At 66.9% G+C, this 23,611-nt stretch carries 18 protein-coding genes and 1 other RNA gene; 12 read left to right on the forward strand and 7 right to left on the reverse strand.

The annotated features are described in order from the left end of the window. Positions 1 to 130: 130 nt before the first annotated feature. Together QRM89_RS06285 and QRM89_RS06290 are read left to right on the forward strand one after the other, a co-directional pair. Complete coding sequence (locus tag QRM89_RS06285; RefSeq protein WP_042596644.1) at positions 131 to 793, forward strand: RpiB/LacA/LacB family sugar-phosphate isomerase; 663 nt, start codon at positions 131 to 133, stop codon at positions 791 to 793. Positions 794 to 1,005: 212 nt separating this feature from the next. Then, entirely contained in the window at positions 1,006 to 2,124 is a 1,119-nt protein-coding gene (locus QRM89_RS06290) for a GDSL-type esterase/lipase family protein (RefSeq protein WP_285447541.1), read from the forward strand. 265 nt (positions 2,125 to 2,389) lie between these two features. On the opposite strand, the gene QRM89_RS06295 is transcribed toward QRM89_RS06290, so the two are convergent. Next, positions 2,390 to 3,034, reverse strand: a complete 645-nt coding sequence (locus QRM89_RS06295; RefSeq protein ID WP_285447542.1) for a DUF4375 domain-containing protein — start codon at positions 3,032 to 3,034, stop codon at positions 2,390 to 2,392. Positions 3,035 to 3,460: 426 nt separating this feature from the next. Then, entirely contained in the window at positions 3,461 to 4,351 is an 891-nt protein-coding gene (gene phhA / locus QRM89_RS06300; protein ID WP_285447543.1) for a phenylalanine 4-monooxygenase, read from the reverse strand. Between the two features lie 127 nt (positions 4,352 to 4,478). Between phhA and QRM89_RS06305 the strand changes: the two genes are divergently transcribed. From QRM89_RS06305 to QRM89_RS06315, 3 genes are all read left to right on the forward strand, one after another. Further along, positions 4,479 to 4,961, forward strand: a complete 483-nt coding sequence (locus QRM89_RS06305; protein ID WP_076053082.1) for an Lrp/AsnC family transcriptional regulator — start codon at positions 4,479 to 4,481, stop codon at positions 4,959 to 4,961. Between the two features lie 261 nt (positions 4,962 to 5,222). Beyond that, on the forward strand, positions 5,223 to 7,439 hold the full coding sequence (locus QRM89_RS06310; RefSeq protein WP_285447544.1) for a TonB-dependent siderophore receptor: 2,217 nt from the start codon (positions 5,223 to 5,225) through the stop codon (positions 7,437 to 7,439). 173 nt (positions 7,440 to 7,612) lie between these two features. Beyond that, positions 7,613 to 7,687, forward strand: a non-coding RNA gene (locus QRM89_RS06315) — sX9 sRNA. A gap of 287 nt (positions 7,688 to 7,974) precedes the next feature. Here QRM89_RS06315 and QRM89_RS06320 read toward each other — a convergent pair. The 3 genes from QRM89_RS06320 to QRM89_RS06330 all read right to left on the reverse strand — a co-directional run bounded on the left by QRM89_RS06320 (position 7,975) and on the right by QRM89_RS06330 (position 11,490). Continuing rightward, positions 7,975 to 9,012: a patatin-like phospholipase family protein gene (locus tag QRM89_RS06320; RefSeq protein ID WP_011035416.1), complete on the reverse strand. Its 1,038-nt coding sequence runs from the start codon at positions 9,010 to 9,012 to the stop codon at positions 7,975 to 7,977. Between the two features lie 351 nt (positions 9,013 to 9,363). Continuing rightward, positions 9,364 to 10,380: a TIGR00266 family protein gene (locus QRM89_RS06325; RefSeq protein WP_076053091.1), complete on the reverse strand. Its 1,017-nt coding sequence runs from the start codon at positions 10,378 to 10,380 to the stop codon at positions 9,364 to 9,366. 273 nt (positions 10,381 to 10,653) lie between these two features. Beyond that, complete coding sequence (locus tag QRM89_RS06330) at positions 10,654 to 11,490, reverse strand: ATP-binding cassette domain-containing protein (RefSeq protein WP_050911161.1); 837 nt, start codon at positions 11,488 to 11,490, stop codon at positions 10,654 to 10,656. A gap of 154 nt (positions 11,491 to 11,644) precedes the next feature. On the opposite strand from QRM89_RS06330, the gene QRM89_RS06335 reads away from it, so the two are divergent. From QRM89_RS06335 to QRM89_RS06350, 4 genes are read left to right on the forward strand one after another with little or no spacing between them, the layout of a single operon-like run. Beyond that, on the forward strand, positions 11,645 to 12,850 hold the full coding sequence (locus QRM89_RS06335; protein WP_285447563.1) for a fatty acid desaturase: 1,206 nt from the start codon (positions 11,645 to 11,647) through the stop codon (positions 12,848 to 12,850). 40 nt (positions 12,851 to 12,890) lie between these two features. Further along, the gene (locus QRM89_RS06340) at positions 12,891 to 13,232 is read left to right on the forward strand and encodes a calcium-dependent protein kinase 21 (protein WP_175611743.1); all 342 of its coding nucleotides are present in this window, start codon (positions 12,891 to 12,893) and stop codon (positions 13,230 to 13,232) included. A gap of 60 nt (positions 13,233 to 13,292) precedes the next feature. Continuing rightward, a complete protein-coding gene (locus QRM89_RS06345) occupies positions 13,293 to 14,030 on the forward strand; it encodes an ATP-binding cassette domain-containing protein (RefSeq protein ID WP_103701201.1) in 738 nt (245 codons plus the stop codon). After that, positions 14,027 to 15,499 (forward strand): glycine betaine ABC transporter substrate-binding protein, encoded by a 1,473-nt coding sequence (locus QRM89_RS06350; protein ID WP_285447545.1) that lies wholly within the window; start codon positions 14,027 to 14,029, stop codon positions 15,497 to 15,499. Before QRM89_RS06345 ends, QRM89_RS06350 begins: the two co-directional genes overlap by 4 nt. 374 nt (positions 15,500 to 15,873) lie before the next feature. On the opposite strand, the gene QRM89_RS06355 is transcribed toward QRM89_RS06350, so the two are convergent. Then, positions 15,874 to 17,055 (reverse strand): aminotransferase class V-fold PLP-dependent enzyme, encoded by a 1,182-nt coding sequence (locus tag QRM89_RS06355; protein WP_285447546.1) that lies wholly within the window; start codon positions 17,053 to 17,055, stop codon positions 15,874 to 15,876. A gap of 65 nt (positions 17,056 to 17,120) precedes the next feature. Here QRM89_RS06355 and egtB point away from each other — a divergent pair, with 65 nt between their 5' ends. Genes egtB through QRM89_RS06370 form a run of 3 tightly spaced genes read left to right on the forward strand, consistent with a single transcriptional unit; the run spans position 17,121 to position 19,683 of the window. Further along, on the forward strand, positions 17,121 to 18,410 hold the full coding sequence (egtB, locus tag QRM89_RS06360) for an ergothioneine biosynthesis protein EgtB (RefSeq protein WP_070689302.1): 1,290 nt from the start codon (positions 17,121 to 17,123) through the stop codon (positions 18,408 to 18,410). After that, positions 18,407 to 19,393, forward strand: coding sequence for an L-histidine N(alpha)-methyltransferase (gene egtD / locus QRM89_RS06365; RefSeq protein WP_040940342.1), 987 nt, complete (start codon positions 18,407 to 18,409; stop codon positions 19,391 to 19,393). The genes egtB and egtD overlap by 4 nt, the downstream gene beginning before the upstream one ends. A gap of 17 nt (positions 19,394 to 19,410) precedes the next feature. Continuing rightward, the gene (locus QRM89_RS06370) at positions 19,411 to 19,683 is read left to right on the forward strand and encodes a DUF3253 domain-containing protein (protein ID WP_228419745.1); all 273 of its coding nucleotides are present in this window, start codon (positions 19,411 to 19,413) and stop codon (positions 19,681 to 19,683) included. 186 nt (positions 19,684 to 19,869) lie between these two features. Here QRM89_RS06370 and QRM89_RS06375 read toward each other — a convergent pair whose 3' ends face one another. Then, positions 19,870 to 23,580: an indolepyruvate ferredoxin oxidoreductase family protein gene (locus QRM89_RS06375; RefSeq protein ID WP_285447547.1), complete on the reverse strand. Its 3,711-nt coding sequence runs from the start codon at positions 23,578 to 23,580 to the stop codon at positions 19,870 to 19,872. Positions 23,581 to 23,611 lie beyond the last annotated feature (31 nt).

A 23,611-nucleotide genomic window follows, 5' to 3' on the forward strand; every position in this document is an offset into this window, starting at 1 on the left:
GGAGAAGGTGCCCGCAGGGCGGATGAGGGTCGGTATGCACGCGCACGAGCCCGACATGCATGACGTCCGCCACGCAGGCACGCATCAACCACATTCCAACCAACTTCCCCAACGAAATCGGAGCATTCCCATGAAAATCGCACTCATGAATGAGTTTAGCCAGGCCGCCAAGAACCCGGTGATCCTGCAGCAGCTCAACGACGTCGCCAGTGAGCAGGGCCATGACGTGTTCAACGTCGGCATGGACGGCGACAACGACCACCGCCTGACCTACATCCACCTGGGCATCGTCGCCAGCCTGCTGCTCAACGCCAAGGCCGTGGACTTCGTGGTCGCCGGCTGCGGCACCGGCCAGGGCGCGATGATGTCGCTCAACGCACACCCGGGCGTGTTCTGCGGCTACTGCATCGAGCCGACCGACGCCTACCTGTTCGCGCAGGTCAACAACGGCAACGCGTTGTCGCTGGCGTTCGCCAAGGGCTACGGCTGGGGCGCGGAAATCAACGTGCGCTACATCTTCGAAAAGGCCTTCAGCGGCGAGCGTGGCCTGGGCTACCCGGCCGAGCGTCGCGAATCGCAGGCCGCCAACGCCGGCATCCTGACCCAGGTCAAGCAGGCCACCGCCAAGTCTTACCTGGACGGCCTGCGCGCGATCGACCCGGAGCTGATCAAGCAGGCGATCGGCGGTGCGCGCTTCCAGCAGTGCTTCTTCGACAACGCCCAGGACGCGGAGATCCGCAGCTTCGTCGCCGGCCTGCTCGGCAAGAGCGAAGCCGCTGCAGCAGCTGCTTAACCAGCCCGCTGCGCTAAAGCCCCTCTCCCGCCGGGAGAGGGGTTGGGGTGAGGGTACGGCGGAAGACAGCAACTCCAAACGAAGAAAGCTTGAGACGACGGCAGTACCGTCCAACATTTCCAATGCAGTCGCACCCTCATCCGCCCTTCGGGCACCTTCTCCCGATGGGAGAAGGGACACCGCGCTGTCCTAAACATTTTTCCGGAGCCACCATGCGTCTGCTTCTCTTCGCATCGTTGCTGCTGCTCTTGGCAAACATCGCCCGCGCCAATCCACACCACATCTTCATCGCCGGTGATTCCACCGCCGCCGAGTACGGCCCGGATCGCGCACCGCAAGCTGGCTGGGGCCAGATGCTGCAAGGCTGGTTCGACCCCGCGCAGTGGCAGGTCCACAACCACGCCAAGGGCGGGCGCAGCACACGTAGTTTTATCGCCGAAGGGCGGTTGGATGCCATCGCCAAGGACATCCGTGCCGGCGACGTGCTACTGATCCAGTTCGGCCACAACGACGCCAAGCGCGAAGACGCCACGCGTTACACCGATCCGCAAGGCGACTACCTGCAGTTCCTGCGCCGCTTTATTGCCACCGCGCGCGACAAAGGCGCCACGCCGATCCTGATCACCCCGGCCGCACGCTTGCTCTACGACTTCGGCGCGCTGCTCGACACCCACGGCCGCTACACCCTGGCCATGCAGCAACTGGCCGCGCAGGAGCAGGTGGGCCTGATCGATCTCAACGCCAGCTCCAGCGACTGGATCCGCGCGCTCGGCGAACAGGCGGCCAAACCGTATTTCCTGTTCGTGCCCGAACAAGCCAAGACCGATGGCACCCACTTCAGCCAGGCCGGCGCCACCGCCATTGCGTGCCTGGTCGTGCACGGCTGGGTGCAACTGCAGCCGGCGCTGAAACCTCAGCTCCGCCGCGATGCCGATTGCGGCGCGGCGCCGGACACCGCTGCGCGCCGCGCCGCGCAGGCGCATCCCTCGCTGGTGGTGCATGAGCGCGATCTGCCGCGCAGCCAACCCGGCCCACACGGCGGCGCCGGCCCCACCACCGCCTATCCGTTCTTTGCCGACGCGCCGGAGCTGAAGTTCGTGTTGCGCAAGCGCGTGCTGCACAAGGGCGCCGGCATCGGCCTGCATCTGCACGACAAGGACGAGATCTACTACGTCGTCAGCGGTCGCGGCCTGTACGCGCTGGATGGCCAACAGTACGAAGTGGGCGCCGGCGATGCACTGCTCACCCGCCCCGGCAGCACGCATGCGCTGCAGCAAGTGGGCGAGGAGGATCTGGTGATCCTGCTGACGTATCTGGCTGCCAAATCCTGAGGCACCTGCGGTGCCGAGGCTCGGTGCAGTGCGACGCATAGCTCGATGTCGCGATGCGTTGCCGAAAAGAATGCGCCGTTCGCCGAGCACGCAGCGCGTGTACGTTGTTACCGCGTTACCGCGTTACCGCGTTACCGAGTTGCAAGTTGCAAGTTGCATGTCGCGCAGCCGAGTGCATCAACCGCAGGCTGTCCGGTGCAGTGCGGCCGCAGGACTGCCACATCGAAGTGGTCTGCGGCGCGGCTCAACCACCAACGCAACTGCCTCAGGCCTTGTCCACCCCGTAGTGGATCAACCCCAATCGCGCCAGCGCGCTGGACTGGCGGTAATACACCTCTTCCCAGCCATCCACGCGCTGACGGTCGGTCTCGCTCATCGCATCGAGAATGTCTTCGATGCTGAGCAGATCCGGGTCTTCTTCCAGCCGCTCGAACACCGCGCCCAGGCCATCGATCGCCTGGCGCACCTGGCTTGCACCCATCGCGGTGAGCGCCTGCAGCGCACAGCTGCGGGTCAGCGCATCCCAGTGGTCGAAGTAGCGCGCGTAGCCGCTGTCGCTCATGTCCGCGTCCAGGCGGGCCAATGCCACCAGCTCGCGCTCGCCCGGCGTCAGTGCATCGAAGCGCCCGCGCATCGCCACCAGCCGCGCCTGTGCGCGTGCGGTGCGTCGGCGCCACAACAGCATCGGCATGTTGAGCAGCCCCTGCGCGCTGGGCGGCGCCACGGCCGGCCAGTTCACGCCATGGCTGTCGTCGGTGAGTTGCCACTGCGCGCGCTGCGCTGGCGTGGCCTTGGCCAGCAGCCGCTGCGCCTGGATCGGCTCGTCGATGCGCATGCCGTTGTCCAGCGTAAACAGCAGGCGCGTGTCGTCCAGCTCCAAGCGCCGGATGCGGAGGTGCGTCAGGTCCATGGGCAGCAACGGTGTGGGGAATCCCGACCTTAGTGCGGGCCGGGGGTGCTGTCGAGTCGGTGCGCCGAGGTCGAGCGCGCTTGCGGTGTTTCGACCCGCTGACTGACGCTTTGGCTGCCCGGCGATCCGCCACGGTCGAACCCTGCAGCGGCGGTGGAGCGGCCGCGTGGCGCAAGGAACAGCAATGCGGGTGCATTCGCCTGCTAGTACCTTCGCCGACGTAGTTCCTAAAGGCTGTAGGGATTGCAGTGATGCAGTGATGCTGCATGCGGCGCGTACCAGCGAAGTTGGTAACGCTCTACAGACCTCAGAAAGACATCTTTCGCACAAGATTGCAGGCGCTAGCGCACCGTCGTCATCCTCATCGTCGACGAAGCGGCGCCGACGCCAACACGCCACGCCGAACACGCCAGCGCCACCAGCCCCTCACACGTCGCCGTCGCGGCTCCAGCCTTCGCCGCTGCCGCGCTGCAGGACGTGGTCGCTTGCCAGCACCTCGCCGGCCGGCACCTGCGGCTGTTGCGCCAGCACGGCATAGATCGGGGTGAAGTCCGGGGCGGTGGCGTCCATCAGCTGCGCAAAGCTGTCGATGACGAAGTAGGTCTTCTGGAAACTGTCGATGCGGTAGCGCGTGCGCATCACCCGCTGCAGATCGAAGCCCACCCGGTTCGGCGCCGCCGATTCCAGCGAATGCAGCGATTCGCCCTTGGACGAGACGATGCCCGCGCCGTAGATGCGCAGCCCCTGCGGCGTGGCAATCAGCCCAAATTCCACCGTGTACCAGTACAGCCGGGTAAGATTCTGCAACGCGTCCGGGCCAATCCCGTGCGCCTTGACGCCACCGCGCCCATAGGCCTGCATGAAGTCGGCAAACAGGGGATTCATCAGCAGCGGCACGTGCCCGAACAGGTCATGGAACAGGTCCGGTTCGGCGATGTAGTCGATCTGGTCCGGGCGGCGGATCCACCAGGTCACCGGGAAGCGCCGGTTGGCCAGATGATCGAAGAAATCCAGCTCCGGCAGCAGCCCTTCCACACCGACCAGCGTCCAGCCGGTGGTCGCCTGCAGCACCGCGTTGAGCGCGTCAAAGCGCGGAATCTGGGTGTCGTCCATGCCCATCGCATCCTGCGCCTGCAGGAACTCATCGCAGGCCCGCCCGACCAGCAGCGCGCGCTGCCGCCGGTACAAGGTGCCCCAGGTGGCGTGGTCGTCGGCGCTGTAACCATCCCACGGCTGCTCTACCACCGCGGTGGTGTAGACCGGCACATAGCCCTTGTCGGTGAGCTGGTTCTCGACGCGGCGCGGCGCAGTGTTCATGCGGTGTGGTTCCCGAAACGGATGGCTTCACCTTAGCCAAATGGGCACGCAACGGGATTGCGAATGTTGCGCACCGGCGGCCGTTAGACGCAAGATTCGTGCGTCATCACTTGTTGCTGCACAACATATGGATCAACCAATCGCCCTGGACCGCACCGATCTGCGCCTGCTCGCGTTGCTGCAGACGCAGGGGCGCAGCAGCAACGCCGAGCTGGCCGCGCAGGTCAATCTCTCGGCCTCGGCCTGCCTGCGGCGCACCCAGCGGCTGGAAGCGGCCGGCATCATCGCCGGCTACGGCGCGCGCCTGGATGCGCGCGCGCTGGGCCTGGGCCTGCAGGCCTTCGTGCGGGTACAGCTAGAACAGCACGGCCAGCAGGACATCGAGCACTTCGCCGCCGGCGTGCGCGGCTGGGACGAGGTGGTGGCCTGCTGGGCACTCACCGGCGACATGGATTACCTGCTGCAGGTGCAGGTGCGCGATCTGGAGCATTTCTCGCGGTTTTTGCTGGACCGCCTGCTCAACGCCACCGGCGTGTCGGATGTGAATTCCAGCTTCGTACTGCGCACGGTGAAGGCCCCGGAAGGCTTGCCGCTCTCGCATCTGGCGTAAGCGCGTGGGGCTTAGACCGCCGGGGTTGCCAGCGGTGTCCTCGCGCCAGCGAGCGCGGCACAGCGCCGCACCCGGTTGCGTGCGCTTGCCCAACAAACGATAACGATTTACATTTGCATAACACTGGCAGCGTCCAGCCGTGTCCCCCGTCGAACCGCCAGCCCACCGGGCCAGCCAGCTTGTCGTCCGGGTGGATGCCGACGCGTGCCTGCCGCTTCCTGTCACTGACGCGCTGCGTCTGCCCGATCGATGAGACCCCCGATGCCTGCCAAGACCCTTCCTCTGGCCACGCTGTCCGCTGCGCTGTTGTGCGCATTGACGATGACGCCCGCCGCCGCGCGTGCCGCCGACCTGGCCGATGCCGATGCCAACGCCAAGACGCTGGACGCGGTGAGCGTCAACGGCACGGTGAGCCGCGCGCAGCCGGCCACCACCACGCGCCTGCCGCTGACCCTGCAGGAAACCCCGCAGTCGGTGAGTGTGATCGGGCTGCAGCGGCTGGAAGACGAATCGCTCTTCAGCATCGACGATGTGATGCGCAACGTCACTGGCGTCAACGTGTCCTTCTACGACACCCAGCGCCCGCTGTATTTCGCGCGCGGCTTCCAGATCACCGACTTCCAGGTGGACGGCCTGCCCACCTATAGCGGTGCGACCAACCAGGAATACGACACCGTCTTCTACGACCGCATTGAGGTGATCCGCGGCGCCAATGGCCTGCTCACCGGCGCCGGCATTCCCTCGGCCACGGTCAACCTGCTGCGCAAGCGCCCTGGCAAGGAGTTCGATGCCTCGTTCGCGGTCAGTGCCGGCACCTGGGATTTCCGCCGCATGCAGGCCGACGTCAACGCGCCGCTGACCAGCGACGGGCGCTGGCGCAGCCGCGTGGTGGCGGCCTGGCAGGACCGCGATTACTACTACGACCGCTACCACGACACCAAAATGTCCGGCATGGCGGTGCTGGAAGGCGACCTGACCGAGAGCACCACCCTCACCGTCGGCTATCAGCGCCAGGACAACACCCCGGTCGGTTCGACCTGGGGCACGGTGCCGTTCTTTGCGGCCGATGGCACATTGGCCAATCTATCCCGCTCGACCAATCTGGCACCGGAGTGGACGCGCTGGCAGCGCGAAACCAGCACCGCGTTCGCCAACCTGGAACAACGCATCGGCGAGGACTGGTTGCTGCGCGTCAACGCCGCGCACACCAAGGGAAACGTGCAGAGCCTGCGTGTGTACGGCACCGGGTATCCGGCCGCCGACGGCAGCGGCATGTTCCTGCGCACTGGTGTAGGCGAGACCGAAGACACCCGCGACAGCGTGGATGTGTATCTGTCCGGCGGTTTCTCGCTGTTCGGGCGGCAGCACGATGTGGTGGTGGGCGGCAGCTGGCAGGATCTCCAATCCACCTCGTACGGCGTGGCGCAGACCTATCCGGACGACTGGGCCACCTGCCCCAATGCCTTTGGTCCGCCCGAGCGCTGCTATTTCATTCCCAACATCCGCAACTGGGACGGCAATGCGTCCGAAGTGACCTATGCACGCAACGGCCGGCGGAGCGAGGGGCGCACCACCCAGCGCGGCGTGTATGCCTCCACACGGTTTCGTCTGGCCGACCCGTTGTCGCTGATCGCCGGCGCACGCCTGAGTTCGTGGGAAACCCGCACCCAGGCCTTCAATACCAGCGGCGCCTACACCGGCACCAGCGGCCGCTACGAAGTAAGCGATGAAGTCACCCCGTACGTCGGGCTGGTGTACGACATCGTGCCGGACGTGTCGCTCTACGCCAGCTACACCGAAATCTTCAACCCGCAGAATTTCCGCGACAAGGACAACAACCTGCTCGCGCCGGTGGAAGGTTCCAACCTGGAAGCCGGCATCAAGGCGCAATTGCTCGACGGCCATGCGATGGCCACTGCCGCCGTGTTTGAGGCAAAGCAGGACAACTTTGCTGTGCGCGACATGACCCAACCGGAGTCCTCGCTACCGGACGGCAATTCCGCCTATATCGGTGTCAACGGCACCAAGAGCCGTGGCTGGGAAATGGATATCAACGGCGAGATCCTGCCCGGCTGGACCATCAATGCCGGCTACACCCACGTCAAGGTCACCCGCGCGCCTACGGATGCGATCTACGCCAACCTGCCGGAAAACTACCTGCAGCTGTCCACCCAGGTGCGCCTGCCAGGCGCGTGGGACCGGCTGAGTATCGGTGGCGGGGTGAGCTGGCAGAGCGCGGTCCGCGGCTTCAACATTGCGCGCCCCACCGGCGATGGCAGCGGCGCCACCACCCCGGTGACCGTGGTGCAGAACCCGTATGCGCTGGTGCATTTCAACGCCAACTACCGCATCAGCGAGCAATGGACCGCCACGCTGGCGGTGCGCAACGCCTTTGACAAGACCTACTGGGCCAACCTGGATTACCAGAACTACGGCGAGCCGCGGTTTGTCAGCGTGTCGCTGCGTTGGCGGTATTGAGGCGTTGCGGTTGATGTTGCGGGGTCATCGGTAACGCATCGCGGCCAAGGCCGCTCCTACAGGGGCGGCCTTGCGGCTGTTGCAGGTGTGCCAACGGCGCGCATTGCCCTAAGAGCAGCTATCAAAACTACTGCGCAGCCGCCAGGCGGGCGAGGCCGGTGCTCGGAATCGGCATGTACCCACGTACACTCCGGTTCCTCCGCGCCGTCCGCACCCACCTGACGACTGCTCGCTACGTTTTGTTAGCCGCTCTAAGAACGCGCCGGCTGTCGTAGGAGCGGCCTAGGCCGCGAAGCCGTCCCGACACACCATCACCACACCCGGAACCGCCGTGCCGTTGTAGGAGCGGCCTAGGCCGCGACCACGTCCCGCCACACGCGCGGTTCGTTCACGCGCATCCCCACACACGCACGTCCTATCACGACAGACGTCTATCGCTTCTCGCCAAAACCGCCCACATCAACCTTGCGCGTACTTCGCTGATCGACCTGTGACGTACGACCCGCGCGCATCTACATCCGCACCAACACGCGCATCAAGGCGCCACGCATTCCTCATCCTTGCCGCGCAACTTCTGCCAACGCGAGCGTTCTTCCAGGCAGCGCTTGTACGCCTCCTGCTTTGCCGCCTTGGCCTGTTCGGCCGCACTGCGGGTGGCGCTGCTGCGCTGCGCCTGCAGTTGCGCGATCTTGGCGCGGATCTGCGGCATCACCGCCATTGCCGCGCGTTCGCCTTCCAGGATTGCGGCGCCGCGCTGGTTGAAATCGGCCGAGCCGATGTCGTTGACCTTGGGGCGGATCACCACGTCGGCGCGCTTGAGTTCGGCCTCGCCCAGGCGCTGGCCCATGATCGAGATCGACTGGTTGACCGTGCCCAACAGGTCGCCGGGATTCTTGCCGCTGGCCTTGCTGGAAATATCCACCGCCACCACGAATTCGGCGCCGAGCTGGCGCGCCGCATCCACCGGCACCGGGCTGACCACACCGCCGTCCACATAGTGGTACTGGCCGATGGTCACCGGCTCGAACACGCCGGGAATGCTGCTGGACGCGCGCACCGCCTGGCCGGCATTGCCACGCACGAACACCGTGCGCTCACCGTCTTCCAGCCGTGTGGCGACCGCGGCGAATGGTTTGCGCAGTTTGTCGATCGGCTTGCCGCCGAGCTGTTCGTTGACGTAGTCCTGCAGCTTCTGGCCCTGCACCAGGCCACCGGAGAACAAGCGCACGTCGCGGATGCTGGTCTGGTCCAGCGCCACGGCCTTTTCCTGCATCTGGAACGCGTCCATGCCGCTGGCGTACAGCGCGCCCACCACGCTGCCGGCGCTGGTGCCCGACACCACCACCGGTGCAAACCCGTTGGCTTCCAGCATCTTGATCACGCCGATATGCGCAAAGCCCTTGGCCGCGCCGCCACCGAGCGCGACGCCGATCTTCACCGGCTTGGGCGCAGTGGCAGACGGCGCCTGCACCACGGGCGCGGGTGTGGCGGGACGCGGTTCGCCACCACAGGCCGAAAGCAGGCCGATCAGCGACAGCAAGGCAAGGGAGCGTGGGCGACGGAGCGCAGTCATGGCGACGGAAACGTAGTTGGAAAGGCGAGGGAGAATACACGCGCACCCCCTAACGCCGCGCGTCCCATTGGTCCCCTCGGCAGCCGGGCTGTCTCAGGGATGTAGCACGGAGCGCGCTGCCACCTGCGTGGCGATGCGCATTCGGGAGCAATCACTGTGTCGCCGCGTGCCTTCACCCGCACGCGGCGTCGCGTGCGTGCCTGCGCGTGCGCTGCAGGCGCTCTGGAGTGCACATGCCGACGGTGCGTAGACCGCGCCGCATCAGCGCCGCATCAGAGCGCTTCGGTCAACCGCGGTTGGTGCGTTTACGGCAACGCGTCGCACCAGCCGCGGTCAACCAGTCTGCTGCGATCAGAACCGGTTGTCGCCATCCAGCAAGCGCCCCAGTCCACCCAGCACCGACCCTTCGCCGCGTTGTTGGCCACCGGCCTGCGGGGCGGCCTGCAGCATGCGGCCGGCCATGCGCGAGAACGGCAGCGATTGCATCCACACCTTGCCCGGGCCGGTGAGGGTGGCCAGGAACACGCCTTCGCCGCCGAAGAACATGCTCTTCAGGCCGGCGATGCGGCGCACGTCCATGTCCACGCTGGCGTGGTAGGCGACCACGCAACCGGTGTCCACGTCGATGCGTTCGCCCGGCGCCAGGTCGCGTTCCACCACGGTGCCGCCGGCATGCACGAACACCCAGCCGTCGCCTTCGAGTTTCTGCATGATGAATCCCTCGCCGCCGAACAGGCCGGTGAGGATCTTGCGCTGGAAGGCGATACCCAGCGATACGCCGCGCGCACCCGCCAGGAAGCTGTCTTTCTGGCAGATCAGGCGGCCGCCGTGTTCGGACAGCCGCAACGCCAACACGGTGCCGGGGTAGGGCGCGGCGAACGCCACCTTGGCCTTGCCGCTGCCGGCGTGCGTGAACACGGTGGTGAACATGCTTTCGCCGGTCACCACGCGCTTACCGGCCGAGAGCAACTTGCCCATCAGCCCGCCGCTGCTGCCGCCCTGGCCGTCGTGCGAGCCATCGCCGAACACGGTGTCCATCTGCACCGCGGCGTCCTTGTACATCAGCGCACCGGCTTCGGCGATCGCGCTCTCGCCCGGGTCCAGTTCGACCTCGACGAACTGCATGTCGTTGCCGACGATGCGGTAATCGATCTCGTCCGCGCGTGCGGCGCCTGTGCCGCTCAACGGCGGCGGCAGGCTGCCGGCGCCCTGCAATTCGGCCAGCTGGCGGGCGGGTGTCCAGCCGTCGAGGCCGTCGCGCCAGGCCAGCGCGTCGGGCTGGCGCTGCGCATGCGCGCGGGCGCTGGCGTCATCGAGCGGGCCGATCCGGTCGGCCTGTCCGGGAATATGGAAATACCACTGTGCCATCGGGACGACTCCTGTCTGCGGTGCGCCGAGTCTAAGCGCAGTGGCCGGCCCGCTGTCCCCTGCCCAACGTCATGGCGCGGCGCACCGGTTGGGCAGGGTTGGGGCGCCGCTTCGGGCAGACATGCACGACCCGCCGCGTGCACATTGCCGCCGCCAATGCGCATGGCACGGCCGCCAGCTCAGCCCGCGCATCGCACTGCACCGCAAACCTTAGAGCGGCTAACAAAACGTAACGCCCGCCTGGCGGCTGCGCAGTCGTTTTGATCGCTGCGCTTAGCCAGCGCCCACCGTCGCCCAGTAGCGCTCGCCATCGCGTTGCACCCGCACCGGGCCATCGAACGCTGCAGACAAACGGTCGTCGGTGAGCATGTCCGCGCGGCTGCCATCGGCCAGGACACTGCCGGCGCGCAGCAGGATCACCCGATCGATCTCCGGCACGATTTCCTCGATGTGGTGGGTCACCAGCACCAGCGTGATGCCTTGCTGGGCGAGGTGACGCATGCTGTCGAGCAGGTGCTGCCGCGCCACCAGATCCAGGCCGGTGGAGGGTTCGTCCAGCAACAGCGCCTGTGGCCGATTGACCAGCGCACGCGCGATCAGCACGCGCCGTGTCTCGCCGGCCGACAGCTCCGCGTACGGGCGCTCCAGCAACGGCAATGCGCGCACCAGCGCCAGTGCTTCGCGTGCGCGTGCGCGCATGTCGTCGCTGATCTCGCGGTGCGGCGGCACCACGTAGCTGGCGAAAAACCCGGAGAGCACGGCGCTTTCCACATCCAGCTCGGGCATCTGCGCCAGATTGCCGCTGAGATCGCCGCTGACGATACCCAGATGCGCGCGCAGGCGGTCCACCTGCCAGCGCGTCTGCCCCAGCACTTTCACCGCGGGCTGGCCATCGCTACGCGCCAGCGGATACAGCTCGCGCGTGATCAATTTGATGAAGGAGGATTTGCCGCAGCCGTTCGGCCCCAGGATGGCGGTGTGCTGGCCCAGCGCAATGCGCAGGCGCAAGGCGTGCAGCACGCGCACCTGGCCGCGGATCACGCTGGCCTGGTCGAGCTCGATCAGTGGCGGGGCATCGGGTGTGGCGGAGGAGTCGACGGCAACAGACATGCAGGTGGGATCGGGTAACGGTAAGGAAACGAGACGTGTGAACCGCTTTAGGAATGTAGGAGGCACCCTACGCATCCGAAGGGTGAAGTTTGCCGCCATCGCCCCCATCATGTCTGTATCCACCGACACGATGGCGCACTGCCTGGAGATGCCGATGTTGTCCGATTCGATCATCGACGTTCTGACCTCCGGCATCGCCGGCCTGGGCGTGTGGGGGATGCTGGCCGTGCTGCTGGTGTTCACCCAACTCACCATCTTCGCGGTGACCTTGTACCTGCATCGCAGCCAGGCGCACCGCGGGGTGGATTTCCACCCGGTCATTGCGCATTTCTTCCGTTTCTGGACCTGGCTCACTACCTCGATGATCACCCGCGAGTGGGTGGCGATCCATCGCAAGCATCACGCCAAGGTGGAAACCGAGGAAGACCCGCACAGCCCGCAGACCAAGGGCATCGGCCAGGTGTTCTGGCGCGGCGTGGAGCTGTACCGCGAAGCACGCGCGCAGCAGGCCGACATCGAGCAATACGGCAAGGGCGCGCCCAACGACTGGATCGAGCGGCATCTGTACACGCCGCACGCCAACGCCGGCCCGATCGCGCTGTTGGTGGTGAACAGCGTGCTGTTCGGGCTGCCCGGTATCGCACTGTGGGCGATCCAGATGGCGTGGATTCCGTTCTGGGCCGCCGGCGTGGTCAATGGCCTGGGGCATTGGTGGGGCTATCGCAATTTCGAGTCCGCCGACACCTCCACCAACCTGACCCCGTGGGCGCTGTGGATCGGTGGCGAAGAACTGCACAACAATCACCACGCCTTCCCGAGTTCGGCGCGGTTTTCGATGCGGCGCTGGGAGCTGGACATCGGCTGGATCGCGATCCGCTGCCTGCAGGCGCTGGGCCTGGCCAAGGTGCTGCGGGTGGCGCCGTCGCTGGACATCCGCCCGAATATCGCCGTGCCCGATGCCGATACGCTCAAGGCGCTGTTGTCGCACCGCTTCCAGGCCATGACCGACTACCAGCGCAACGTGCTCAAGCCGGCCCTGCGCGAAGAGGCCGCCGCCACCGGCGCCAAGCTGCGCCAGTTGCTGCCGCGCCGCCTGCGCAAGGGCCTGGTGGACGATGGCCGCTGGCTCAAGCCCGATGCGCGCGAACAATTGCAACACTGGGTGGCGCAACGCCCGCGCATGCGCACGCTGGTGGAATACCGCGCGCGCCTCACCGCCGTGCTGGAAGCGCGCAGCCACGATGCGTCCGAGCGGCTCAAGCAGCTGCAGCAGTGGTGCCATGAAGCCGAAGCCAGCGGCAACGCGGCATTGCAGGCGTATGCGGCACGGCTCAAGGGTTATGCGCTGAGTGGCACGTAACACGAGCGTTGCGCGCGCGGGCGTTTGCGTGCGTGCGCTGATGCACGCGCTGCCTCGTGTGCTGGCCTGTGGGGCACTGTGCGCAGTGGCGTTGGCCGCGCAGGCCCAGGTGCAGGACAGCCAGCAGTATCTGCAACGCATGGACACCGATGGCGATGGCCGGGTCAGCCGCGATGAATATCTGGCCTGGATGAGCTACGCCTTCGATCAGCGCGACCTGGATCACGACGGGGTGCTGCAAGGCGAGGAGCTGCCGGGCCGGCGCGGCAAGCCGATCACCCGCGCCGCACACCGTGCCACGCTGGTGGAGCGTTTCGCACGCCAGGATGCCAATGGCGATGGGTACTTGAGCGCGCGCGAGCTGCTGGCACCGCCGCGGTGAAACCTGCACGCACGTGCGCCTTCGCGCCCGTCTGACGCGGCGCCCGGCAAGCTCGGCCGCATGTTCACTCTCGACCAGGTCAGCCGTCGCTACGGCCAGGCCATCGCCCTCGACCAGGTCAGCCTGTCGTTCGCCAGCGGTGTCACCACTGCGTTGATCGGCCCCAGCGGCGCCGGCAAGTCCACCGTGCTGCGCATGTTGGTGGGCCTGGAATGGCCGGACAGCGGCAGCGTCACCTTCGATGGCGCGCCGCTACGGCGCGACGCGCTGCAGGCGCAGCGGCAGCGCATTGGTTACGTGATCCAGGAGGGCGGCCTGTTCCCGCATCTGGACGCACGCAGCAATGTGGTGCTGCTGGCGCAGACGCTGGGCTGGGCACCGCAACGCATTGCGCAACGCCTGGAGACCTTGTGCGCGCTGTGCCAGCTGCCGCCCGCGCTGCTGGCGCGCTACCCGGCCGAGTTGTCCGGTGGTCAGCGCCAGCGCGTGGGCCTGATCCGCGCCCTCATGCTGGACCCGCCGGCGCTGCTGCTGGACGAGCCACTGGGTGCACTGGACCCGATCGTGCGCTACGACCTGCAGGCACAGATGCGCGAGTTGTTCGCGCAGCTCGGCAAGACCGTGGTGCTGGTCACCCACGACGTTGCCGAGGCCGCGTATCTGGCCGACACGCTGGTGCTGATGCGCGCCGGCAAGGTGGTACAGCAGGGCAGTGCGCGCACGCTGCTGGAACAGCCGGCCGATGCGTTCGTGCAGCGCTTTCTCACCGCGCAGCGCAGCATCGGTGATGCCGCATGATGCGCGCGCTGTTGATGGCTTTTGCGTTATTGAACTGCAGCGCTGTGGTGCAGGCCGCGCAGGTCACCATCGGCTCGAAGAACTTCACCGAAGCGGTGATCCTGGGCGAGATCGCCACCGCCGCTGGCCAGCGCGATGGCGTGCAGGTGCAGCACCGCGCCCAGCTCGGTGGCACGCGCATTCTCTGGCGCGCACTGGAGACCGGGCAGATCGATGCGTACGCCGATTACACCGGCACGCTGGCGCAGGAATTGCTGCAGCTGCCCAAGGCCAGCCACGCCGAACTGCGCGCCGCACTGGATGCACGCGGCCTGGCAATGACCGACTCGCTGGGCTTCGAAAATACCTATGCGTTCGGCATGCGCCGGGAGCGCGCGCAGGCATTGGGCATTCGCAGCCTGTCCGATCTAGCCAGGCATCCGGACCTGAAGATCGGCCTGAGCAATGAATTCATGCACCGTGCCGATGGCTGGCCCGGCGTGCGCGGCGCCTATGCATTGCCGCAGCGCGCCACCGGGCTGGATCACGACCTGGCCTACCGCGCGCTGCAGAGCGGGGCCATCGAGGTCACCGATCTGTACAGCACCGATGCGGAAATTGCGTACTACCAGCTACAGGTGTTGCAGGACGACCGCCATTACTTCTCCGAATACCAGGCGGTGTTCCTGTATCGCAAGGATCTGGCCCAGCGTGCGCCGACGATGGTGGCCACGCTGCAGGGGCTGCAGGGGCGCATCGACGAAGCCACCATGCAGCGGCTCAACGCGCAGGTGAAGCTGGAGCGCAAGAGCGAAGCCGCAGTGGCCGCGCAATGGCTGGGCGTGGCGCCGGTATCGGCCACCGATGGCCGCGTTGCGCGCTTGCTGCAGCACACCTGGGAGCACCTGGCCCTGGTGGGCATCTCGCTGGGGCTGGCCTTAGTGATCGCATTGCCGCTCGGCGTGCTGGCCGCGCGCCGGCCGCGGCTTGGTCAGTTGGTGCTGTCGCTGACCGGCGTACTGCAGACCTTGCCGTCGCTGGCGGTGTTCGTGTTCATGATCCCTTTGTTCGGCATCGGCGCCAAACCGGCGATTGCGGCGTTGTTTCTCTACAGCTTGCTGCCGATCGTGCGTAACACGCATGCCGGGCTGACCTCGATCCCGCGCGAGTTGCGCCAGACCGCCGAAGCGATCGGGCTGCCGGCATGGACGCGCTTGTGGCGCATCGAACTGCCGATCGCGCGCCGCACGATCGTGGCCGGCATCCAGACCGCGGCGGTGATCAATGTGGGCACCGCCACCCTGGGCGCGTTGATCGGCGCAGGCGGCTACGGCCAGCCGATCCTCACCGGCATCCGCCTGGACGATATCGGCCTGATCCTGGAAGGCGCCATTCCCGCCGCCGTGCTGGCCTTGCTGGTGCAGGCGCTGTTCGAAGGCCTGGAGCGCTGGGTCACCCCACGCGGGCTACGCCTGAGTCAGCGCAGTTGAGCAACTGCACGGTAGGAGCGCGCTTGCGCGCGACGGAGCTTGATCGGTAACGCCCCATCGCGCGCAAGCGCGCTCCTACGCGCATCGGGGCATGAGTCGCCCAGGAGCGGTTTGCAGGGCAAGCCTCATCGCGGTCAGGCCCGCTCCTACAAAGGTGGGATGCCGGCACGATCAAAGCTCAGCGGATGATGACAGACAGAAGCACCCGCAAAAAACGCTCACCGCGTGCGCTACTCAGCAAATCCGAACTACCGCATGAACCACGTAGGAGCGCGCTTGCGCGCGATGAGGCGTTACCGATAACGCCTCATCGCGCGCAAGCGCGCTCCTACTGGCCCCTGGGCCACCCGCGCCGCACGTCGGCAACCCACCATTCACCCACGCGGCAGCGCAGCCACCAGCTCTGCAAGCGCCTGCCCGGTCACGCTCAGGTGCGGGGCAATGCGCAAGCGCCCGTGTCGCTGGGTGCAGACCGCACCCAGCGCACGCAGCGTGGCGGCTACCGACTCCAGCTGCGTAGCCGGCGGTTGCAGCGCGGTCAGATGCGGCGCATGGCCTGGCGTGCACCAGCTGGCGAGCCCCTGCGCTTGCAGCGCGGCGTCCCACTGCGCGGTGAGCGCGCCCAATGCGTGCGCGATCCGTGCCGGTTGCCAGGCGGCGATCTGCTGCAAGGCGGCGGTCGCCATGGCCAGGCGCAGCGGGTCGGCCACGCCACCGGCGTCGTAGCGGCGCGCGCCGGTGCGGTAGTCGGGCGCTGCGGCGATGGGAAATTCCCAACTGCTACCTGCATCGCGGCCACTCCAGTGTTCTTCGATCGGCACACCGCGTGTGCGCCAGCGCGGCGCCACCCAGAGCCACGCCAGGCCCATCGGGCCCAGCAGCCATTTATGGCCCACGCTGACCACAAAATCCGGCCGCCAGCGCGGCAGATCGGTTGGCAACACCCCCAGGCTCTGGCTCAGGTCCAGCACCAGCGCCGCACCGCGCGCGTGCACGGCGTCACTGATGCGGTCCAGGTCCAGTTGCCGGCCATCCAGCCAATAGGCGTGCGGCAGGCTCACCACGCGCAGCGCCGCAGTCTCGGTGATCGCCCGCAGCACCGCCTCGGTCAAGGGCTCCTCCGCTGCCATCGGCACCGCGACGATCTGCGCGCCCACCTCGGCGCAGCGGCGCTGCCAGATCAGCAGGTTGGAGGGGAACTGTCCTTCCAGCACCAACACGGCCTCGCCGCGTTGCAGGTGCAGGTTGCGCGCGGCCGTGGCCAGCCCGTGTGCGGCCGAGGGCACCAGCGCCACCGCATCGGTATCGCCATCGAACAGGCCCGCGGCCAACGCACGCAGTTGCTCGATCTGCTCCACCCATGCAGCGAACGACAACTGCCATGGCGTGGCCAGCGCATCGATGGCCTGGTGCGCCACCGTTTGCACGGCCCGCAGCATGGGCCCGCGTGCGGCGGCATCCAGATACGTCACGGCCGGGGGCAGCACGAATGCCTGCTCCCGCTGCGACCAATCCAGGGGTGTGGGTAGCGAACGGGACAACGGCGCGGCGCTCATGCGCACAGCTTAACGCGCAGCGACATGCCGCCCACACGGCGCGTTCACGGTCGCTCCCCAAGCATATGGCGATGTCTGCACAATCACCCCTGCTGGTCGATCACCAGCAACAGCAGCTGACGCTGTTGGAACGCTACGCGCAGACCCGCGCGCTCAGCGATCGTCTTGCCGCACCCTTGAGCGCGGAAGACGCGATGGTGCAGAGCATGCCCGATGCCAGCCCCAGCAAATGGCACCTGGCACACACCACCTGGTTCTTTGAGCGCTTCGTGCTGCAGACCGACCCGCAGTACGTGGTGTTCGACCCGGCGTGGGATTTCCTGTTCAACAGCTACTACCAAAGCGTGGGCCCGATGCATGCGCGCGCGCGCCGGGGTGTGTTGTCGCGGCCATCGCTGCAACAGGTGCGTGACTACCGTGCGGCCGTCGATGCGCAGATGCAGCGCCGCCTGCGCGATGGCCTGCTGGACGAGGCCACCTGCACCATCGTGCAGCTGGGCATCCAGCACGAGCAGCAGCACCAGGAACTGTTGTTGACCGACATCAAACATGCGCTGTGGAGCAATCCGCTGCAGCCGGCTTACCGCGAGGCCCAGCCCGTGCCGGCGGCGGCCTCTAGCGCCTTGCGCTGGCATGCGCGCGACGAGCAGATCGTGGAGATTGGCGCAGCGTCGTGGCCGCAGGCCGAGGCCTTCGCCTACGACAACGAATCGCCGCGCCACCGCGTGCTGGTCGGTGCGCATGCACTGGCGCACCGTGTGGTCAGTAATGCCGAATACCAGCAGTTCATCGATGACGGTGGCTACCGCAGCGCCGGCGCCTGGCTCAGCGATGGCTGGGCAATGGTGCAGGCGCAGGGCTGGCAGCATCCGCTGTACTGGGATGCGGACGGGCGCGAGTTCACCCTCGAAGGCTGGCGCGTGCGCGATGCGCATGCGCCGGTGTGCCATCTGAGCCTGTTCGAAGCCGACGCATTCGCGCGCTGGGCCGGCGCACGCCTGCCCACCGAAGCCGAATGGGAACAGGCCGCCACCGGCATTGCCGTGCACGGCAATTTCGTCGACAGCGATGCCCTGCATCCGCGCGCGGCCGATGCGGTGGACACCGGTCTGCAACAGCTGTTCGGCGATGTGTGGGAATGGACCGGCAGCGCGTATCTGCCGTATCCCGGCTTCGCGCCCTGGCCCGGCTCACTGGGCGAATACAACGGTAAATTCATGAACGCGCAATGGGTCTTGCGCGGCGGCAGTTGTGCCACGCCTGCCAGCCATGTGCGCGCCAGCTACCGCAACTTTTTCCCCTCCGATGCGCGTTGGCAATTTGCCGGCGTGCGCCTAGCCAAGGATCTGCCGTGAACGCCGCCGCCCACGCCACCCAACGCGCGCATGCCGCGCTGACCGACCTGCGCCCGCAGCCGGACGACATCACCGCCGATGCCCTGGCCGGCCTGTCGCAGACGCCCAAGACGCTGCCGTCGAAATATTTCTACGATGCGCGCGGCTCGCAGTTGTTTGAAGCGATCACCCGCCAGCCCGAGTACTACCTCACCACCACCGAACTGAGCCTGCTCGAGGCTAGCATGAGCTCGATCGCGCAGGCGATCGGCGCGGGCGTGCACGTGGTGGAGTATGGCAGCGGCAGTGGCCGCAAGACCGAATTGCTGTTGCAGGGCCTGCGCGATGTGGTGGCTTATACGCCGCTGGAAATCTCGCGGACCGCGCTGCTGGAAAGCACCGCGCGCCTGGCCGAGCAATTTCCGCAGATCCAGATGTTGCCGGTGTGCACCGACTTCACCCGGCCGCTGCAGCTGCCGGCCGCACAACGCCCGGCACGCCGGCACGTGGTGTTCTTCCCCGGCTCGACGCTGGGCAATTTCACCGACACCGCCGCGATTGAATTGCTGGATGCGATGCGCCAGACCATGGGCGCCGATGGCTGCGCCTTGATCGGTATCGATCTGGACAAGGATGCCGCGCTGATCGAGGCGGCGTACAACGATGCTGCCGGGGTCACCGCCGAATTCACGGTGAATCTGCTGGCACGGCTCAACCGCGAGATCGGCAGTGATTTCGACCTGGAGGGTTTCCGCCATCGCGCGGTGTATGCGCGCGAACGCGGCCGCATCGAAACCTTCCTGGTCAGCCAGCGCGCGCAACGTGTGCACGTGGGCGGGCAGGAATTCACCTTCACCGAAGGCGAGGCGATGCAGGTCGAATACAGCTACAAGTACACCGACGCCCGCTTCGCTGAACTGGCCGCCGCGGCCGGCCTCAAGGTGACGCATGGCTGGAACGATGCCAAGGATTGGTTCGGCCTGCGGCTGCTACGCCCGCTCTGACGCCGCGGCCGCACGCGGTGCAGGCACCTGACGACGCGCAGATGGCGGCGCTGATCGTCGACCTGCTCGCACGGCGTGAGCCGCAGCACTCGATCTGCCCGTCGGAGGTGGCACGCGCACTCAGCGAGGATGCCACGATCTGGCGCGCGCTGATGCCGCAGGTGCGCGCCACCGCGGCCGCACTGGTGGGCGAGGGTGTGGTGCGCATCACGCAGCGTGGCCAGCCTGTGGATCTGGACACGGTACGCGGCCCGATCCGCCTGATGCGCGGGCCACGCTTCCCGCGATAACTGATGCGCTTGCGATCGCGTGCAGGCGGTACACGCGCGGTCTGGAAGCCAGGACGTGATCCAACGCGACCTCAAACCCAAGACCTCGCATCGGTCACGCAAACCCGCTGACCGCGCAGCCAAACCGCCACTGCCTGTGGCGCACGATCGACGCCACGCATCCCTCATCCGTAACGCGTTAGCGGCTTAGGCCGCCTGCACCACATGCAGTGCCTTGGGGTTGCGCCATTGCGCCAACAGGGCGGCTTCGCGCGCCTTGGCCTCGTGCAGGTGCGCGTCCTTGACGTGCCCGTAGCCGCGGATGTGTTCGGGGATGCTGGCGATCTGCGCGGCCAGGCCCACGTTGTCGTTGTCCAGGCGCTGCAGCAGCGTGTCCACCGTTGCCAAATAATCGGCAATCAACTGACGCTCGCCGCGACGTTCGGCGGTGTAGCCGAACACGTCCAGTTTGCCGCCGCGCAGGAACTTCAACCGTGCCAGCAATTTGAACGCACTGAACATCCACGGCCCATATTCGCGCTTGATGGGCTGCCCGTTTGCATCCTTCTTGGCGAACAACGGCGGCGCCAGATGGAAGCGCAGCTGGTAGTCGCCTTCGAACTGCTGCTGCACACGGCGCTGGAAGTCGCCGCGCGTATACAGCCGCGCCACCTCGTACTCGTCCTTGTAGGCCATCAGCTTGAAGGCGTAGCGCGCCACCGCCGTGCTCAGTGCGGTGCTGCCCGGTGCGCGTTGCGCCTCGTGCGTGCGCACGCGCTCCACCAGCGCACGGTACTGCTGGGCGTAGGCGGCATCCTGGTAGTCGGTGAGGAAGTACACGCGCCGCGCGATCGCCTCGTCCAGGGACTGCGCCAGCTGCTCGTCATCCAATGGATGCACCGGCGCATCGCCGTCAGCGTGCAGGGTGTCGGCATTGGTCTGCGCCAGCGCGCGCGGCGCACTCTGGCCGCTCATGTCGTGGTCTTCCCAGCTGCCCGGCCCGCGCGATGGCGGCGTGGCGGCATGCGCGGGGGCGGCCGTGTCCAGCGCAGGTGCCAGGCCTGCGGCGCGTTGTACGGCCGGCAGATCGACCGCGGCCAAACGCCCCCAGGCGAAGGCCTGCTGATTCATCGCCACCGCCGCGCCATTGAGCTCGATCGCGCGCATCAATGCCGCGTGCGACAACGGCACCAGGCCGTGCTGCCAGGCATAGCCGAGCACGAACAGATTGCTGGCGATGGCATCGCCCAGCAGCGCGGTGGCCAATTGCGTGGCGTCCAGCAGCAAGGGCTCCTGCCCGCCGAGAGCAGTGCGTACCCCCGCAATGATCTCGGCTGCCGGGAACTGCAGATCCGGCTGCGTGGTGAAACTGCCCGGCATCGCTTCGTAGGTGTTGAGCACCACCTGGGTGCGGCCGTCGCGCACCTTGGACAAGGCCCAGTAATCGTTGACCACCACCATGTCGCAGCCCAGCACCAGGTCTGCTTCGCCGGCGGCAATGCGCACGGCGTGAATGTCGGCCGGCTGCCGCGCGATGCGGATATGCGTGGTGACCGCGCCACCCTTTTGCGCCAGGCCGGTCTGGTCCAGCACCGTGGCGCCCTTGCCTTCGAGATGGCCGGCCATGCCCAGCAACGCGCCGATGGTCACCACGCCGGTGCCGCCGACGCCGGTGATCAGGATGTTCCAGGGCTGCTCCAGCGTGGTGCGTTGTGGCGGTTCGGGCAGGGCGTCCAGCAACGTACTGGCATCGCGCTTCTTGCCCTTGCGCGGTGCGCCGCCATGCACGGTGACAAAGCTCGGGCAGAAGCCCGACACGCAGGAATAATCCTTGTTGCAGTTGGACTGGTCGATCTCGCGCTTGCGCCCGAATTCGGTGTCCTTCGGCAGCACCGACACGCAGAAACTCTTCTCGCCGCAATCGCCGCAGCCTTCGCAGACCAGCGAATTGATCATCACCCGCTTGGGCGGATCGATCAGCTTGCCGCGCTTGCGACGGCGACGTTTTTCGGTGGCGCAGGTCTGGTCGAAGATCAGGATCGACACGCCCTTGATGGTGCGCAGCCGCTGCTGCACCGCATCCAGTTCGCTGCGATCATGAAAGGCCACCTCGCTGGGGAACCGCTCGCGCCGGCGCGTCCATTTGCCGATGTCATCGCTCACCACCACGATCTCGTGGATGCCTTCGGCACGCAGCTGGTGCGCGATGTCCGGCACGGTGAGCGTGCCGTCCACCGGCTGCCCGCCGGTCATTGCCACCGCGTCGTTGTAGAGGATCTTGTAGGTGATGTTGACGCCGGTGGCCACCGACTGGCGGATCGCCAGCGAGCCACTGTGGAAATAGGTGCCATCGCCCAGGTTCTGGAACACGTGCGGCGTGGCGGTGAACGGCGCCTGCCCCGACCAGGTGACGCCTTCGCCACCCATGTGGGTGAAGGTGTCGGTCGAGCGGTTCATCCAGGTCACCATGTAGTGGCAACCGATTCCGCCGAGCGCGCGCGAGCCCTCCGGCACCACCGTGGAGGTGTTGTGCGGGCAGCCCGAGCAGTAATGCGGCACGCGCGGGAACAGCGCGCGCGGCAGCGCCATCTCCGCTTCCTTGGCCTCCATCCAGCGCAGGCGCTGTTCGATCGATGCAGCAATGGCCGCCGACGGCAGTGGGAAGCGCTGGATGCGCTTGCCGATCACCGCGGCGATGGTGGCCGGGGTGAGCTCACCGGTGGAGGGCAGGATCCACGCGCCGTGTTCGTCGTACTTGCCCACGATGCTCGGTCGTGCGCCGGCGCTGGCCGGCCAGTTGTAGAACAGCTCCTTCATCTGGCGCTCGATGAAGGCTTTCTTTTCTTCCACCACCACGATGTCGTCCAGCCCGCGCGCGAACGCGGTGATCCCCACCGGCTCCAGCGGCCAGGTCATGCCCACCTTGTAGACGCGGATGCCGATCTGCGCGCAGGCCTGCGCATCCAGGCCCAGGTATTCCAGCGCCTGCAACACGTCCAGATAGCTCTTGCCGGTGGTGACGATGCCCAGCCGCGCCTGCGGCGAATCCAGCACCAGCTTGTCGATGCCGTTGGCCCGCGCGAATGCCTGCGCGGCGGCCACCGCATAGCGGTGCAGGCGCATCTCCTGATCCACCGGCGGATCCGGCCAGCGGATGCTCAGCCCGCCTGGCGGCAGCGCGAAGTCGTCCGGCAGCACGATCTGGCGTGCGAACGGGTCCACGTCCACCGAGGCAGAGGATTCCACCGTTTCGGCGATGGTCTTGAAGCCCACCCAGCGCCCGGTATAGCGGCTCATCGCCCAACCGAGCAGGCCCATGTCCAGGATGTCCTGCACGCCGGCCGGGTTGAGGATGGGCATCATTGCGCTGACGAATTCGTCTTCGGACCCATGCGGCAAGGTGGAGCTGCGGCAGGCATGGTCGTCGGCGGCCAGGGCCAGCACGCCACCAAACGGTGAGGTGCCGGCGGCATTGGCGTGCTTGAACACGTCGCCGCTGCGGTCCACGCCCGGGCCCTTGCCGTACCACATGCCATACACGCCCTGGACGGTGGCGCCCGGGAACAGGTTGGTCTGCTGCGTGCCCCACACCATGGTGGCGGCCAGGTCCTCGTTGAGGCCCGGGGTGAAGGTGACCTTGGCCGCCTCCAGATGCGCACGCGCCCGCCACAGTTCCAGGTCCAGCCCGCCCAGCGGGCTGCCGCGGTAGCCGCTGACGAACCCGGCGGTATCCAGCCCGGCGGCCACATCGCGCAGGTGCTGCATCAGCGGCAGCCGCACCAGCGCCTGCACACCGGACAAATAAATGCGGCCGTCGGCGCGCGTGTATTTGTGTTCCAGCGTGTAGTCCGCATCCACACGGCCGATCTCCGGCGTGTTGGCAGAGGCGGGGGATGAAAGTGCAGCGGTACTGGTCATGGCGTGCCCGGAAAGGGTGGCTGGAACCTGG

It is taken from the genome of Xanthomonas sp. LMC-A-07, from assembly GCF_030208825.1.
GTDB classification, from domain to species: domain Bacteria; phylum Pseudomonadota; class Gammaproteobacteria; order Xanthomonadales; family Xanthomonadaceae; genus Xanthomonas; species Xanthomonas campestris.